We start from the raw sequence: 16,007 nt of genomic DNA, 5'->3' as shown, positions 1-16,007 counted from the left end.
TCGGCCCAAGGACGGGCCTCCTGCACCACCTGTGGGAGCGGCGTCCCCGCCGCGAACGGATCAGGCCTTCCCGGTCAGCACCCAGCGCATATGGCCGACCATCTCGCGCAGCGAGGTCTCGCGGATCGTCTGCATCAGCTCGTCGAAGCGGAAGGGATGATGCCGCTCGTAGGCCACGCCGAGCTGGGGCATGTCGGCCAGGCCCACCTCTCGGGCGTGCTCGACGAAGCCCTTGTTGCGCCAGAAGAAGGCGCCGGGCATGGTGGTGGGGATCACCAGCACGTAGAACAGGGCGCGACCGATGATGGCCGAGGCCAGTGCGAGCACGGCGGTGAGCGCCAGCAACCAGCCATTGACGCCGATGACTGCCTGCCACAGCGAGAGCCCCAGCGCGGCGATCAACAGGGCGTTGCGCAACCAGTAGGGCCAGCCGTAGGTGGTCATCTGCTCGTACCAGGAGGCCGCCCCCTCGCTGTGGGCGCCGCGCATGACCTGTGCGTGAGCCAGCAGGCCGATACCTTCCAGAACCAGACCGGCCGCGGCGATGCCGGCCAGCAGCCGGCCCAGGCCGGCATCCAGCACACCGAAGGCGAGCGCCAGCACACCGATCAGCAGGCTGCCCAGGGTCAGACCGGTGCCGGCGAAGGCCGCGCCGGTGTGCCAGTGGTCCCAGAAGGGACGTGCCGGAATGCGGTAGAGCTTGTACATGTAGTAGCCGCCGAAGCCCAGCCCGGCCAGCGCCAGCACGGCCGCGAGATTGGCCAGCAGGGTGGCGATGCCGCCATCGAACAGGCTGAACAGGCTGAACAGGCTGAACAGGCTGTAGCCTGCCAGGCCGGCGAAGAAGGCCGAGACCCCGGCGATCTCGCGGCTCACCGGCGACAGGCGCAGGTTGTTGAAGCCGCGATAGAAGCGGTGCGGCTTGCCCAGATGCATGTTGAGCTTGAACAGGCCGAAGGCCATCAGTGCCACCATCCCCCACAGGGTGGGCAGGAAGGCGCCGGAGGCGCGATAGCCTTCGACGGCGTCCACGCCGAGCCAGCCACCAATGACCAGCAGGGCGAAGGCGCCCATCACCGTCTGCACGCTGAGGGTAAAGGCGATGTGCGCGTTCTCGTGCGAGCCCAGCAGCTTCTTCCCGTTCCACTGACGCTCATGACCCTTCTTGGGATCGACCTCGGGCAGGTAGCGCTTCTCGTCCTCGGCGCGGTGATACTTGATGGGCGTATCGTCGACGCGCACCATCTCGCGCTGGATGGACTTCATCTGCTGAAAGCGGATATTGGGATGAGTGATGTCGGTGCGCGGGAAGCCGGGAATCTCGGTCTCCGCCTGCACCCGGCCCTCGGGGATGTTCTCGATCACGCCGAAGTCCAGCGCCTTGCCCAGGCAGGCCGACACGCAGGCCGGCTTGAGCCCCACCTCGAGGCGGTCGATGCACATGTTGCACTTGCTGACCTGGCCCTTCACCGGATCGAGCTGCGGCGCATTGTAGGGACAGATCCAGGTGCAGTAGCCGCAGCCAAAGCAGATGTCCGGGTCCTGGATGACGGCACCGTACTCGGCGTACTTGGTGTAGGCCCGCGTCGGACAGCCCTTGAGGCACACCGGGTTGTCGCAGTGGTTGCAGGCCATGGAGATGTTGATCCGCCGGTAGTCGGGATAGGTGCCACCCTCGACGAAGCCCACCGAGCGAAACGCCAGGTGCGGCGGCACGTCGTTCTTCTCGGAACAGGCCGCCTCGCAGGCGTGGCAGGCGATGCAGTTGTCGGCATTGAAGTAGAAGCCGTGCTGCTTGTAGCGGTTGGGATTCTGCGGCGGGCTCTCCTCGCCGTTGATGACCAGCGGCTCCTCGCGCAGCGGATCGTCCTCGGGCGCCAGCACGATGAGCTTGCCATAGCGGTTGACCGGCTTGTAGTCCTCGTCACGCAGCAAGGCGTATTCGGGTTCGTATTCTCTTCGCTGATACATGATTTATTCACCACAGAGGACACAGAGTTCACAGAGGGTCTATTTCATCAAAAAGGATTGGGTTTCCTTTCCAACAAAACCAACCCGTCTGCCGTGGAGTGCTGTTGCAGGCATTTCTCATGACTCTTGAACTCATAACGCTCTGTGTTCTCCGTGTCCTCTGTGGTTAACATTCAAAACTTCCGCATTTCCTTGCTCAGGCGCGCCGCGTGCAGCTGGTCCTCGATGCGCTCGATGCGCACCGCCTGCTGCTTGTAGGCCGGCTGGCGCGAATAGGGGTCGAGCAGGCCAAGCGTGAGGCGGTTGGCACAGTCGTGGAAATGGAACGGCAGGAACACCATGTTGTGCGGCACCCGGTGGGTGGGCTGGGCCATGACGATGGCGTCGCCCCGGCGCGAGACCAGGCGCACGTATTCACCGCGACGGATGCCCAGCTCGGCGGCGGCATCGGGGTTGATCTCGATGAAGGGGATCGGGCTGAACTTGTTGTTGTTGCCGATCTTGCCGGTCTTGGTGCGCCCGTGCCAGTGCTCGATGAGCCGCCCGGTGTTGAGCCAGAAGGGGTACTCCTCGTCCGGGTGCTCATTGTTGTCCACGAAGGGCAGCGGGATCAGCTTTGCCCGCCCGTCGGGATACTGGAAGGTGGCCGGCTCGGTGTAGAGGCGCACCCCGCCCTTCTTCGGCGGCTCGCCGCGTTCGCGCTGCTCACGCGTGTAGGGCCACTGGATGCCACGGTGCTGCTCGATCAGCTCGTGATCCATGCCCGAGATGTCGGCCAGTCGCCCGTGCGACAGCTCGGCCATCTCGAGGAAGATGTCGGCGGCCTTCTCGGGAAACTTCACCCGCCCGTCGGTGTTGAAGCGCTCGGCCACGCGATTGAAGATCCACAGGTCGGGTTTGGCCTCGCCCGGCGGGGTGGCGACGGGCTTGACGCGGTTGATGCGCCGTTCGGTGTTGGTCATCACCCCGTCCTTCTCGGCCCAGGTGCCCGCCGGCAAATAGACGTGGGCATACTGGTTGGACTCGGAGTCCACATAACAGTCCTGCACGCAGCAGAACTCGAGCTGTTCCATGGCGCGGCGGATGCGCGCGGTGTTGGGCAGCGAGCTGAGCGGATTGGTAGCGATCAGCCAAAGCCCCTTGATCTGCCCGGCCTCCATGGCCTGGTAGATGTCGGTCTGGTACATGCCGCGTGCGGTGGGCAGGAAATCCACGTCGATGTTCCAGAACTTCGCGATCTCCTCGCGGTGTTCGGGCACTTCGAGATAGCGGTAGTTGGGCAGGCCCGAGCAGGAGGACCACTCACGGGTGCCCATGGCATTGCACTGGCCGGTGATCGACAGCGGCGCCCCGCCCGGCTTGCCGACGTTGCCGGTGATCAGCGCCAGGTTGTTGATACCCACCACGCCATCGGAACCGTGAGTGGACTGGTTGATGCCCATGGTCCAGATCTGCATGGCCGCGCCGGCCTTGGCGAAGGTACGCGCCACCACGCGGATGGTGTCCTCGTCGATGCCGCAGACCTTGGCCGCGGTACGCGGATCCCATTTCGCGACCTCGGCGCGCAGTTCGTCGATGCCGTTGGTGTTGGCGGCGATGTAGTCGTCGTCCTGCAGGTTCTCCGCGAAGATGACGTGCATCAGCGCGTTCTGCAGCACCACGTCGGTACCGGGGCGGATGGGCAGATGAATGTTGGCGTTCTGCGCCAGCATGGTCACCCGCGGGTCGACCACGATCAGCGGAAAGTTGCGCTTCTCCTGTGCCTCCTTGAGCCGCCAGTAGATGATGGGATGCTGCTCCGGCAGGTTGGAACCCCAGGCAATCAGGCAATCGGTGTGCTCGAAATCCTCGTAGCAGCCTGGCGGGCCGTCGGAACCGAAGCTGCGCTTGTAGCCGGAGACCGCCGAGCTCATGCACAGGGTGGTGTTGCCGTCGTAGTTGTTGGTGCCGATCAGCCCGCGGGTGAGCTTGCCCAGGGTGTAGAACTCCTCGGTGAGCATCTGCCCGGTGGAGATCACCGCGAAGGAATCGCGCCCGTATTTGGCCTGGATGCGGCGGATCTCGTCGTGCAGCCGGTCGAGCGCGGTATCCCAATCGGTGGGTTTCCAGTCGTCACGAAAATGGTCGCGCATCAGCGGCCGGGTGCCGCGCCCGGCCGACTCGAACAGCTCGTGCTCGAAGATGCCCTTCAGGCACAACTTGCCGCGATTGACATCGGCCTCGGCCACGCCCCGCGAGGCCACCGCACGGCCCTCGGCGTCGAAACCCACCTCGATGGAACAGCCGGTGGAACAGTAGCCACAGGCGGCGTATTTCCACTCGACCACTTCCTTGCCAGGCAGGGTGATGGGGTTCTTCTTTCCGCGTCCGAAGAGCATTTATCGAGTTCCTCGCTAAGTTCCCTTGTTCACCACAGAGGACACAGAGTTCACAGAGGGCATGAATTCACGAAAGCCGTCGCCTGACCGAAACGACATACGCCTGCGGCTGGCCCTTCACCTCGTCGCCTGGCTGGGGCCTACGGTCACGCCTGCTCTTGAACTCTCTGTGGCCTCTGTGCGCTCTGTGGTGAGATGGTGAAACGCATACTTACAAGGCCAGGTAGACCTTGCCGTTCTCGACCTTGGTCTGGAACACGTTGGTGCAGCCTTCGTCCGGGCCCAGGGCGCAGCCCTTTTCCAGGTCGATCTTCCAGTTGTGCAACGGGCAGGTGACGGTGGTGCCGCTGACAATGCCCTGCGACAGCGGGCCCTGCTTGTGCGGACAGGCATCCTTCAGCGCGAACACCCGATCGTCGCGGGTGCGGAACACCGCCACGTCCATGGTGTCGGTCCTGACCACCCGGGCGCCCAGGCGCGGGATGTCTTCCAGGGCGGCGATTTCGATCCACTTACTCATTTCGATCCTCGTTGATTCGTTCTTTATCTCTTCACCACAGAGAACACAGAGATCACAGAGAAATTGAAAGTTGCAGCTTGGATACGGAGCAATATGCCCAACCTCCCAAACACCAACCGACACCCTTTCGATCTGGTTGTCTCTGTGTGCTCTGTGCCCTCTGTGGTTGCCCCAAGATCATGCAGCCGTGATCTTGATCGGCTGGAATTCGTTCGCTTCCTCGCCTTCGGCGCGCTGTTTCCAGGGGTCGATCTGCGCGAACTGCTGGCTGTACTTGAAGCGTTCGTACAGGGCCTTGCGCTGGGCCTCGTCCTCGACGATCGCCTGCTTGATGTAGTCCAGGCCCACGCGCTCGACCCAGGGCGCGGTGCGTTCGAGGTAGTGCGCCTCTTCGCGGTACTTCTGGACGAAGGCGCCGCAGTATTCGAGCACTTCCTCTTCGGTCTCGACCTTGCAGAGCAGGTCGGTCACCCGCACCTTGATGCCGCCGTTGCCGCCGACGTGCAGCTCGTAGCCGGAGTCGACACAGACCACGCCGAAGTCCTTGATGGTGGCCTCGGCACAGTTGCGTGGGCAGCCCGAGACGGCCAGCTTGAACTTGTGCGGCATCCACGATCCCCAGGTGAGTTCCTCGAGCTTGACGCCCAGGCCGGTGGAGTCCTGGGTACCGAAGCGGCACCAGTTCTTGCCGGCACAGGTCTTGACCGTGCGCATCGCCTTGCCATAGGCGTGGCCGGAGACGAAGCCGGCCTCGGAGAGATCCTTCCAGACCGCCGGCAGGTCCTCCTTCTTGATACCGAACAGGTCGATACGCTGGCCGCCGGTGACCTTCATCTCGGGCACCTGGTACTTCTCGGCCACGTCCGCGATGGCACGCAGCTCGGCGGGCGTGCACAGGCCGCCGAACATGCGTGGCACCACCGAGTAGGTACCGTCCTTCTGGATGTTGCCGTGGGCACGCTCGTTGATGAAGCGCGACTGCGGGTCGTCGTGGTATTCGCCTGGCCAGTTGGCCAGCAGGTAGTAGTTGAGCGCAGGACGGCAGGCGGCGCAGCCGTCGGGGTTCTTCCATTCGAAGAAGGAGCGCACCGCATCCATGGTCTTGAGCTGGTGCTCCTTGATGCCGGTGATCACCTCGTCGTGGCTGTACTCGGTGCAACCGCACAGTGGCTTCTCGCTCGGGGTGGCATCGTAACCCTCGCCCACGGTGCTGGCGAGGATGGCCTCGACCAGGCCGGTACAGGAACCACAGGAGCTGGCCGCCTTGGTGTGCGCCTTCACGTCGTCCAGGGTGAACAGCCCCTTGGTGATGATGGCGTCGATGATCTCGCCCTTGCACACGCCGTTGCAGCCGCAGATCTCGGCGTCGTCGGACAGCTCCGCCACCCGGGTCTCGTCGCCGTGGCCGGCATCGCCCAGGTCGTGCTGGCCGAACAGGATGGTGGAACGGAAGGCCGAGATGTCGGTGCCATCACGCAGCAGCTGGAAGTACCAGGTGCCGTCCATGGTGTCGCCGTAGAGCACCGCGCCCTTGATGCGGTTGTCGCGCACCACCAGCTTCTTGTAGACGCCAGCGGCCGGGTCCTGGAGCACCAGGGTCTCGTCGCCTTCCTGCTCGTTGAACTCGCCGGCGGAGAACAGGTCGATGCCGGTGACCTTCAGCTTGGTGGAAGTCACCGAGCCCTCGTAGCGGGCGAAACCGAGCTGCGCCAGATGGTTGGCTGCCACCTTGGCCTGCTCGAACAACGGCGCCACCAGGCCGTAGGTCAGGCCCCGGTGCTGCACGCATTCGCCCACGGCATAGATGCGCGGGTCATAGGTCTGCATGGTGTCGTCCACCACGATGCCGCGCTCGCAGTGGATGCCGGCGGCCTGCGCCAGCGCGATGTTGGGGCGGATGCCGACGGCCATCACCACCAGGTCGGCCTCGATCTCGGAGCCGTCGGCGAGTTTCAGCCCGCTGACGCGATCCTCACCGAGGATCTCGGCGGTCTGGGTCTCCATCAGGAACGTCATGCCGCGCTCCTCGAGCGACTGCTTGAGCAGCTCGGCGGCGGGCCGGTCGAGCTGGCGCTCCATGAGGATGTCCATCAGGTGCACCACGGTGACATCCATGCCGTTCTTCATCAGGCCGTTGGCCGCCTCCAGGCCCAGCAGGCCGCCGCCGATGATCACTGCCTTCTGGTAGCGCTTGCTGGCCTCGAGCATGGTGTCCACGTCGGCAACGTCGCGAAAACCGATCACGCCCTCCTTGTCGTGTCCCGGCACCGGGATGATGAAGGGATTGGAACCGGTCGCCAGCAGCAGGCGGTCGTATTCGGCCTCGAGGCCGCTCTCGGTGATGACCTTGCGAGCGGCGCGGTCGATGCGCACCACCGGGTCGCCGGTGTGCAGGGTGATGCCGTTGCTCTCGTACCAGTCGCGATCATTGAGAATGATGTCGGAGAGGGTCTTCTCACCGGCCAGCACCGGGGAGAGCATGATGCGGTTGTAGTTGGGATACGGCTCGGCGCCAAACACCGTGATCTCGTAGCACTCCGGATCGAGCTTGAGCAGCTCTTCCAGGGTGCGCACACCCGCCATGCCGTTGCCTACCAGTACCAGTCTTTCCTTCATGCCTACCTCGCAGAATGTTCTCGTGCCGCTCATGCCGGCTGTTACAAAGTATGCGAGCAAGAGGCATGCCAACCGTCAGAACCGGTCTTGCACCCGATTCGCCCTGACCCGACACCGTCTCATCAAACAGAAGGAATCACCGACTCAAGTCCCTGCCCCGCTTGCGCGGAAGGCCGGGCGGTGGCAAAGGCAACCGCCCCAGTACGGGAAGGAGGGGAAATGCGCCGTTGTTCGGAAGGTCGCAAACACCCCGGACACCCGGCCAACGCACCGCGGTTTCGCACCATGCTGGTGCGGAATCGCCGCATCACGCACCATTTCGCCGTATTCGGAAATACCGAATTACGGTCCCATCGGGGAATTCCCACACGGGCACTGCCCATTTTCTCATTGGCACGCGTCCTGCTTTACCCCAGTAGCACGCTGTAGCCATGGAGCACACACGATGTCCGAACTCAAGCTCAACCTGTTCGACCTGAAGGATGGCAAGATCCGCATCCTGCACCTGACCTGGCTCGCCTTCTTCCTCACCTTCGTGGTGTGGTTGGGCCTGGGTCCGATGATGCCCTTCATCAAGGAGGCCCTGCAGCTCTCCGACCAGCAGGCCAAGGTACTGCTGATCCTCAACGTGGCCATGACCATTCCGGCGCGCATCATCGTCGGCATGCTGGTGGACACGTACGGGCCACGCATCCTGTTCGCCACCATCCTGATCCTCGGCGGGGCCATCAGCATCACCTTCGCCTGGGCGGACAGCTACCAGCAGCTGGCGTTGCTGCGTTTTCTCTCGGGCTTCATCGGCGCCGGCTTCGTGGTGGGCATCCGCATGATCGGCGAATGGTTCCCCGCGCGCCAGACGGGCATCGCACAGGGCATCTATGCCGGCTGGGGCAATTTCGGTTCGGCCGGCGCAGCGCTCACCCTGCCATTCATTGCCAGCGGCGTGGGCGGTGAAGACGGCTGGCGCTGGGCCTTCACCACCGCCAGCCTGGTGGCCATCGCCTACGGCTTCCTCTATTACTTTTCGGTACGCAACACCCCCAAGGGCTCCACCTACTTCAAGCCCAAGAAGAGCGGCGCCATGGAAGTCACCAGCCCCGGCGACCTGGCGCTCTACATCCTGATGAACATCCCCCTGTATCTGGCGCTGGCACTGCTCACCTGGAAACTTTCGCCGGCAAGGATGGGGCTCATCGACTGGGCCGCCACCGACCTGATCTACGGCGTGCTGGCGGCGATCTTCCTCGCCCAGAGCTGGAAGGTCTGGCACATGAACCGGCACGTGCTGAAGGAACCGGTTCCGGAACTGTACCGCTACAAGTTCAAGCAGGTGGCGGTGCTGGACTGGGCCTATCTCGTCACCTTCGGTACCGAGCTGGCCGTGGTCTCCATGCTGGCCATGTTCTACGTGGACTGGTTCGGGCTGCCCAAGGTCACCGCGGCGGTACTGGCGGGCATCTATCCCTTCCTGAACCTGTTTGCACGCCCCGGCGGCGGCTGGCTGAGCGACCGCATCGGCCGCAAGCTCACCCTGATCATCACCTTTGCCGGCATTACCGCCAGCTTCCTGGTACTGGGCCTGGTGGACCGGGAATGGCCGGTGTGGATGGTGGTCGCCTTCACCATCCTCGGTGGCATCTTCTCCAAGGCCGGCTCGGGCGCGGTGTACGCCATGGTGCCGCTGATCCAGCGCCGCATGACCGGCCAGATCGCCGGCATGGCCGGTGCCTTCGGCAACGTCGGCGCGGTGCTGTTCCTCACCGTCAACTCGCTGCTCGACTACGACCAGTTCTTCCTGTTCATCGGCATGGTATCGGGCGCGGTGCTGACGCTGATCCTGTTCGTGCTGGAAGAACCGGCAGGCGCCATGGCCGAGGTCATGCCCGACGGCAGCGTCCAGATGATCGATGTCAAGTAAGGAGTCGCCCATGTCCACGACCATCCGCGTACTGCTCGACAGCGCCGGCCGTCCGGCTCGCCGCCTGCCGCTCACCCTCACCCGCGGGGGAGGCTTCATGGAGATCGCGGTGCAGACCGACGAGAACGGCGAGATCCACATCAACGGCGAGCCCGGTGAACAGATCGAACTGCTCAACGCCGGGCGCTGCCTGTATCGCGGCCCCCTGGCGCCCCGGCTGACCCTCACCCTGCTCTCCGACGCCCAGGCCGGGCGGCGCCAGGGCGCGCCCTCGGGCATCGGTGGCGGCAGCATCGCCTACCCCAGCATGCAGATCGACCACGTGGTGGTCGATGGCCGTCGCATCGAGACCGACTCCGAGGGCTACATCGTCCGCCCCGACGAATGGAGCGAGGGCTTCGCCCGCGCCCTGGCCGAAAAGGAAGGCCTGGAACTGACCGAGGAACACTGGGAAGTGATCTACTTCCTGCGTGACTTCTACAATCAGAAGCACGTCCAATGCACGGTGCGCGACATGATCAGGCATTTCCGCAAGGTCTGGGACCGCGACAGGGGCAGCAACCGCTACCTGCACCAGATCTTCCCCAACGGCGGCCCGCAGAAGCAGGGCAACCGCCTGGCCGGCCTGTTGCGCACCAAGGGCGAGCACTGAGAACAGGACCATCATGCCGCGCAAGCTCGAGATCGACTACGCCGCCGTCACCGAAAAGGGCAACAAGGAAGAGAACGCCGACGCGGCCGATGCCCTGGTGCCCGAGGGCGCGGCGCTGGAGAACAAGGGGATCGCCGCGGCCATCTGCGACGGCATGAGCAGCTCCGAGGGCGGGGTGGAAGCCGCACAGACCTGCGTGCGCGCCTTTCTCGACGACTACTTCAGCACCCCGGACTCCTGGACGGTCAAGACCTCGGCCACCAAGGTCCTCGGCGCGCTCAACCGCTGGCTGTGGTCGCAGGGCCAGCGGCGCTACGACACGGCGCGCGGCATGGTCACCACCTTTACCGGGCTGGTCATCAAGTCGCACACCGCGCACGTGCTGCACGTCGGCGACTCGCGCCTGTACCTGTTCCGCGATGGCGAACTCGAACAGCTCACCCGCGACCATCGGGTCTGGGTGTCAAAGGATCGCGACTTCCTCTCGCGCGCCATGGGCATCGACGCCCATGTCGACATCGACTACCGTTCGCTGGCCGTGGAACCGGGCGACATCTTCCTGTTCACCACCGATGGCGTCACCGGCTATGTCACCGACAACCGCCTGCGCGAACTGCTGCGCGAACACGGCGACAACCTGCAGGTGTGCGCCCAGCGCATCATGGAAGAGGCCCTGCGCGCGGGCTCCCAAGACAACGTCACCTGCCAGCTGCTGCGGGTGCTCACGTTGCCGACCCACACCGAAGACGACATCCTGCAACAGATCCGCGAACTGCCCTTCCCGCCGCCCCTGTCACCGGGCAACCGCATCGACAACTACGAGATCCTGCGCGCCCTGCACGCCTCGGCGCGCAGCGAGGTCTATCTGGCGCGCGACACCGAGACCGGCGAGAAGGTCATCCTCAAGACCCCCTCGGTCAACTTCCAGGACGACCCGACCCACCTCGAGGGCTTCCTGCACGAGGAATGGGTGGGACGGCGCATCAACAATCCGCATGTGGCGCGCCTGCTCGACACCCCCAAGCGGCGCTTCCTGTACAACATTTCCGAGTACATCGAAGGCCAGACCCTGCGCCAGTGGATCGAGGACCACCCGCAGACCCACATCAACACCGCGCGCGAATACCTCAGCCAGATCGTCGAGGGACTGCGCGCCTTTCACCGCCTAGAGATGGTGCACCTCGACCTCAAGCCCGAGAACATCCTCATCGACGCTCAGGGCGTGCTCAAGATCATCGACTTCGGCTCCACCCGCGTCGCCGGCACCCGCGAGATCGCCAGCCGCATCGAAGACCACGTCGAAGGCACCGTGGACTACACCGCGCCCGAATGCATCAACGGCGACTACTCCAACCGCTCCGACATCTTCTCGCTGGGCGTGATCGCCTACGAACTGCTCACCGGCAAGCTGCCCTACAGCCACAGCGAACGCCCCCGCCCCGCCAGCAAGCTGCACTACATCTCCGCGCGCCAGTACAACGACAAGCTCCAGCCCTGGGTCGACGGCGCCCTGCGCAAGGCCGTGCACCCCAACCCGAACAAGCGCTACGAGACCATGTCGGAATTCCTCTACGACCTCTCCCACCCCAACCCGGCCTTCAGCGAGGAACACCAGCGCCCCTTGGTCGAGCGCAACCCGCTGGGGTTCTGGAAGGGACTGAGCGCGCTGCTGGCGGTGGGGAATCTGGTGTTGCTTTATCTGCTGTTGGCACGGTAACTGGGAAACAGTCCCCTGCCTGCCCCCTGACAGGGTGTGCGAAAAAGGCCTGGCAGGAGCGGCCTCCCCGTCGCGAACATTCGGCAGAAAAAACCGCGGCCGAAGCCGCGGTCGAAAGCCCGTTGCCAGGGGAGAGAAAGCCGGTAGCCGTTCAGCGGCGAGGTGCCATGCGTGCATTCATGGGACGACCTCCGGGACGAACGGTCTTCATAGTGTGGTGCCCCCCACGATGAGCCTGGTCCCAACGACGATCGAAACGCTGGCCGGCACGGTCCAGGCGACGATCGATGCGCGCGCCACGGCGATCCAGGCGGGCATTGATGCGTTCGCCCTTGCGATCGAGCCGGGCGTTGATGCGGTCACCGCGCCGATCCAGCCGCTCCTCGATGCGGTCGCCCTTGCGGTCCAGGTATTCAGCGGCGCGGTACCTGCCCCGGGATTCCAGCCACTCGGCCTTGCGGTCGAGACGGTCGTTGATGCGCTCGCCCTTGCGGTCGAGACGGGCGTCGATGCGGTCCCCTCGGACATCCAGCGCCTGTTCGATGCGGTCCCCGCGCAGGTCCAGCCGTTGTTCGATCCGGTCGCCACGACGGTCCAGGCGGTCTTCCACGCGGTCGCCGAAGTCGGCGGCCAGCGCGCTGCCTGCGGCCATGCCCCACAGGACCAGCCCCATCAATCCATATGCCTTGCTGTTCATTTCGATGATCTCCTGAAATTTCGGTGTTCGAAAAAACGTTTTCCCCCTCCTGGCCTCCGCCGCAAGCGGGGAGGGACACTCCAGTCGATTGACCTCCCCTGCATGCGGGGGAACTGGGCCGGAGGGGCCTTGCAACCCGGGTTACTCAGGACAACGCCGGGCCGGGGGATCGGTTGACAGGCAATCTGTCGAGGCGCGATGGGCAAAAGGGGATGACAGGGATGGATGCCGCCGATCTTGTGCCCCGAAAGCTCCGGAACCCCAATATATGGTGTTTTTCTGATCCGTTGGGTCCAGGTGGTGCCAAGTCGCTGAAAGGGCGGCCCTTTTTGCCTTTTCTCCCCTTGTTATCCACAGTCGCCCCACAGTTTTCCACAGCTTATATACACAAGATATTGTTATTGACAGCGCCTGATGAGCGTATATATTGTGCCCCCAGGGTGAGCCGTACCTCTCTTCCCGTCGCGCAAGGCGACCGCCCCGCACCACGATCAGAACGCAGCCGAGACTTAATTTTCAGGAGGAGCCTCATGGGCACAGACGCGACCATTGATTCCGCCATTGCCGAAGGCATTGCCACCGGCCCCGTCGTCACCGACACTGCCGCCCCGCCCGAGCCGCCGGTCGCCACCGCCAGTGACCTGCGCGTGATCCGACGCAACGGCAAGGTCACCGCCTTCGACGGCAGCAAGATCGCGATCGCCCTGACCAAGGCCTTCCTCGCCGTCGAGGGCAACAGTGCCGCGGCCTCCAGCCGCATCCGCGAGACGGTGGACAGTCTCACTCGCCAGGTGGTGGACGCCCTGCACCGGCGCAACCCGGACGGCGGTACGGTGCACATCGAGGACATCCAGGACCAGGTCGAGCTGGCCCTGATGCGCGCCGGCGAGCACAAGGTGGCGCGCGCCTACGTGCTGTATCGCGAGGAGCAGGCCCGCAAGCGCGCCGAAGAGGCGGCCGCCGGCCAGCCGGAAGAGGAGCACATCGTCAACGTCACCCTGGCCGACGGCAGCACCCGGCCGCTGGACGTGGCGCGGCTGCGCGCCCTGGTGGGCGAAGCCTGCGAGGACCTCGAGGGCGTCTCCGCCGACGCCATCCTCGACGACACCTGTCGCAACCTGTTCGATGGCGTGAAGGAAGAAGACGTCTCGCGCGCCCTGGTGATGAGTGCACGCACGCTGATCGACCAGGAACCCAACTATTCGCAGGCCGCCGCGCGCCTGCTGATGGATATCCTGCGCCGCGAGGCCCTGGGCTTCCTCGACCTGGACACCGACATCGCCACCCAGGCCGACATGAGCAAAGTCTACAGCGAGTATTTCGCTGCCTACATCGCGCGCGGCGCCGAGCTGGAACTGCTGGACTCGCGCCTGTGCCAGTACGACCTCGAGCGCCTGGGCCGTGCGCTCAAGCCCGAGCGCGACCTGCAGTTCACCTACCTGGGCCTGCAGACGCTCTATGACCGTTACTTCATCCACCACGACGACACCCGCTTCGAGTTGCCGCAGGCCTTCTTCATGCGCGTGGCCATGGGCCTGGCGATCAACGAGATCGACCGTGAAGAACGGGCCATCGAGTTCTACGAGCTGCTGTCTTCCTTCGACTTCATGAGCAGCACGCCCACCCTGTTCAACTCGGGCACCCTGCGCCCGCAGCTCTCGAGCTGCTATCTCACCACCGTGCCCGACGGTCTGGACGGCATCTACAGCGCCATCCGCGACAACGCCCTGCTGTCCAAGTTCGCCGGCGGCCTGGGCAACGACTGGACCCAGGTACGCGGCATGGGCGCCCACATCAAGGGCACCAACGGCAAGAGCCAGGGCGTGGTGCCCTTCCTCAAGGTGGCCAACGACACCGCGGTCGCGGTCAACCAGGGCGGCAAGCGCAAGGGCGCGGTCTGCGCCTATCTCGAGACCTGGCACGTGGACATCGAGGACTTCCTCGAGCTGCGCAAGAACACCGGCGACGAACGCCGCCGCACCCACGACATGAACACCGCCAACTGGATCCCGGACCTCTTCATGAAGCGGGTGGCCGAGGACGGCGACTGGACCCTGTTCTCGCCCGACGAGGTGCCTGACCTGCACGACCTGACCGGCCGCGCCTTCGAAGAGGCCTACCTGCGCTACGAGGAAAAGGCTGAACGCGGCGAGCTCAAGGTCTGCCGCAAGGTGCGCGCCAACGACCTGTGGCGCAAGATGCTCGGCGCCCTGTTCGAGACCGGGCATCCGTGGATCGCCTTCAAGGATCCGTGCAACATCCGCTACACCAACCAGCACCAGGGCGTAGTGCATTCGTCCAACCTGTGCACCGAGATCACCCTGCACACCAACGAGCGCGAGATCGCGGTGTGCAACCTGGGTTCGGTGAACCTCGCCGCGCACGTGATCGAGGGCGAGGGGCTGGACATGGCCAAGCTGGAGAAGACCATCTCCACCGCCATGCGCATGCTCGACAACGTCATCGAGTACAACTACTACTCGGTGCCGCAGGCACGCAATTCCAATCTGCGCCACCGCCCGGTAGGGCTGGGCATCATGGGATTCCAGGACGCGCTGTACAAGCTGCGCCTGCCCTATGCCAGCATGGAGGCGGTGGAGTTCGCCGACACCTCGATGGAGGCGGTCAGCTACTTCGCCATCCAGGCGAGCACCGACCTGGCCGAGGAGCGCGGCCGCTACTCCACCTTCGAGGGCTCGCTGTGGAGCCAGGGCATCCTGCCCATCGACTCGCTGCGCCTGCTGGCCGAGGAACGCGGCCAGTGCCTGCAGACGGACACCAGCGCCCGCCTCGACTGGGACCGCCTGCGCGAGCGGGTGAAGACGGTCGGCATGCGCAACTCCAACACCATGGCGATCGCGCCCACCGCCACCATCTCCAACATCTGCGGGGTGAGCCAGTCGATCGAGCCGACCTACCAGAACCTGTTCGTCAAGTCGAACCTGTCGGGCGAGTTCACGGTGGTCAACCCCTACCTGGTGCGCGACCTGAAGGAACGCGGCCTGTGGGACGAGGTGATGATCAACGACCTCAAGTACTACGACGGTTCGGTACAGCCCATCGACCGCATCCCCGAGGACCTCAAGCAGCTGTATGCCTCGGCCTTCGAGATCGACCCGCGCTGGCTGGTCGAGGCCGGTGCCCGCCGCCAGAAGTGGATCGACCAGTCGCAGAGCCTCAACCTCTACATGGGCGAACCCTCGGGCAAGAAGCTCGACAACCTCTACAAGCTGGCCTGGCTTCGCGGACTCAAGACCACCTACTACCTGCGTTCCATGGGCGCCACCCACGTCGAGAAGTCCACCATCGACAAGGGGCCGGTCGGCACCCTGAACGCCGCCGGCAGCACCGGGCTGACAGCCGGCAGCGCCGCACCCAAGGCCTGCAGCATCCTCGACCCGGACTGCGAGGCCTGCCAGTAATCCGCGAAAGACGAGACGACCTCCCCCCCTCCCCCGCTCGCGGGGGGCCGGGAGGAACAGAAACCGAGACCGCTTCCCCTCCCCCGCTTGCGGGGGAGGCCGGGAGGGGGCCCCAC

At 64.6% G+C, this 16,007-nt stretch carries 9 protein-coding genes; 4 read left to right on the top strand and 5 right to left on the bottom strand.

Annotated features, from left to right (window positions below):
• Window positions 1-60: 60 nt before the first annotated feature.
• The 4 genes from EBS_RS03285 to nirB all read right to left on the bottom strand — a co-directional run bounded on the left by EBS_RS03285 (window position 61) and on the right by nirB (window position 7,485).
• Window positions 61-1,971, bottom strand: a complete 1,911-nt coding sequence (locus EBS_RS03285) for a DmsC/YnfH family molybdoenzyme membrane anchor subunit (RefSeq protein ID WP_043107303.1) — start codon at window positions 1,969-1,971, stop codon at window positions 61-63.
• A 173-nt stretch (window positions 1,972-2,144) separates the two neighbouring features.
• Window positions 2,145-4,349: a molybdopterin oxidoreductase family protein gene (locus tag EBS_RS03280; protein ID WP_043107302.1), complete on the bottom strand. Its 2,205-nt coding sequence runs from the start codon at window positions 4,347-4,349 to the stop codon at window positions 2,145-2,147.
• A gap of 211 nt (window positions 4,350-4,560) precedes the next feature.
• Window positions 4,561-4,869: a nitrite reductase small subunit NirD gene (gene nirD, locus EBS_RS03275; protein ID WP_043107301.1), complete on the bottom strand. Its 309-nt coding sequence runs from the start codon at window positions 4,867-4,869 to the stop codon at window positions 4,561-4,563.
• Window positions 4,870-5,046: 177 nt separating this feature from the next.
• Window positions 5,047-7,485 carry a nitrite reductase large subunit NirB gene (gene nirB / locus EBS_RS03270; protein ID WP_043107299.1) on the bottom strand — a complete coding sequence of 813 codons (2,439 nt, stop codon included), beginning with the start codon at window positions 7,483-7,485 and terminating at the stop codon, window positions 5,047-5,049.
• 445 nt (window positions 7,486-7,930) lie between these two features.
• On the opposite strand from nirB, the gene EBS_RS03265 reads away from it, so the two are divergent.
• The 3 genes from EBS_RS03265 to EBS_RS03255 are packed head-to-tail and all read left to right on the top strand — an operon-like array spanning window position 7,931 to window position 11,772.
• Window positions 7,931-9,403 (top strand): MFS transporter, encoded by a 1,473-nt coding sequence (locus EBS_RS03265; RefSeq protein WP_043107298.1) that lies wholly within the window; start codon window positions 7,931-7,933, stop codon window positions 9,401-9,403.
• Between the two features lie 10 nt (window positions 9,404-9,413).
• A complete protein-coding gene (locus EBS_RS13845; RefSeq protein WP_148307628.1) occupies window positions 9,414-10,055 on the top strand; it encodes a TusE/DsrC/DsvC family sulfur relay protein in 642 nt (213 codons plus the stop codon).
• Between the two features lie 13 nt (window positions 10,056-10,068).
• A complete protein-coding gene (locus EBS_RS03255) occupies window positions 10,069-11,772 on the top strand; it encodes a bifunctional protein-serine/threonine kinase/phosphatase (protein ID WP_043107297.1) in 1,704 nt (567 codons plus the stop codon).
• Between the two features lie 151 nt (window positions 11,773-11,923).
• On the opposite strand, the gene EBS_RS14395 is transcribed toward EBS_RS03255, so the two are convergent.
• Window positions 11,924-12,469 (bottom strand): hypothetical protein, encoded by a 546-nt coding sequence (locus tag EBS_RS14395; RefSeq protein WP_070104713.1) that lies wholly within the window; start codon window positions 12,467-12,469, stop codon window positions 11,924-11,926.
• Between the two features lie 530 nt (window positions 12,470-12,999).
• Between EBS_RS14395 and EBS_RS03245 the strand changes: the two genes are divergently transcribed.
• Window positions 13,000-15,891: a ribonucleoside-diphosphate reductase subunit alpha gene (locus EBS_RS03245; protein WP_043107296.1), complete on the top strand. Its 2,892-nt coding sequence runs from the start codon at window positions 13,000-13,002 to the stop codon at window positions 15,889-15,891.
• Window positions 15,892-16,007: the final 116 nt, after the last annotated feature.

Origin of the sequence: endosymbiont of unidentified scaly snail isolate Monju (assembly GCF_000801295.1) — a bacterium.
In the GTDB taxonomy this organism is placed as follows: domain Bacteria; phylum Pseudomonadota; class Gammaproteobacteria; order Chromatiales; family Chromatiaceae; genus MONJU.
This window is presented reverse-complemented; position numbering and strand designations above follow the sequence as displayed.

What these genes read in the sequence shown, in the direction of transcription:
- EBS_RS03285 (WP_043107303.1), bottom strand. Translation starts at nt 1,971, where the DNA reads ATGTATCAGCGAAGAGAATACGAACCCGAATACGCCTTGCTGCGTGAC.
- EBS_RS03280 (WP_043107302.1), bottom strand. Translation starts at nt 4,349, where the DNA reads ATGCTCTTCGGACGCGGAAAGAAGAACCCCATCACCCTGCCTGGCAAG.
- nirD (WP_043107301.1), bottom strand. Translation starts at nt 4,869, where the DNA reads ATGAGTAAGTGGATCGAAATCGCCGCCCTGGAAGACATCCCGCGCCTG.
- nirB (WP_043107299.1), bottom strand. Translation starts at nt 7,485, where the DNA reads ATGAAGGAAAGACTGGTACTGGTAGGCAACGGCATGGCGGGTGTGCGC.
- EBS_RS03265 (WP_043107298.1), top strand. Translation starts at nt 7,931, where the DNA reads ATGTCCGAACTCAAGCTCAACCTGTTCGACCTGAAGGATGGCAAGATC.
- EBS_RS13845 (WP_148307628.1), top strand. Translation starts at nt 9,414, where the DNA reads ATGTCCACGACCATCCGCGTACTGCTCGACAGCGCCGGCCGTCCGGCT.
- EBS_RS03255 (WP_043107297.1), top strand. Translation starts at nt 10,069, where the DNA reads ATGCCGCGCAAGCTCGAGATCGACTACGCCGCCGTCACCGAAAAGGGC.
- EBS_RS14395 (WP_070104713.1), bottom strand. Translation starts at nt 12,469, where the DNA reads ATGAACAGCAAGGCATATGGATTGATGGGGCTGGTCCTGTGGGGCATG.
- EBS_RS03245 (WP_043107296.1), top strand. Translation starts at nt 13,000, where the DNA reads ATGGGCACAGACGCGACCATTGATTCCGCCATTGCCGAAGGCATTGCC.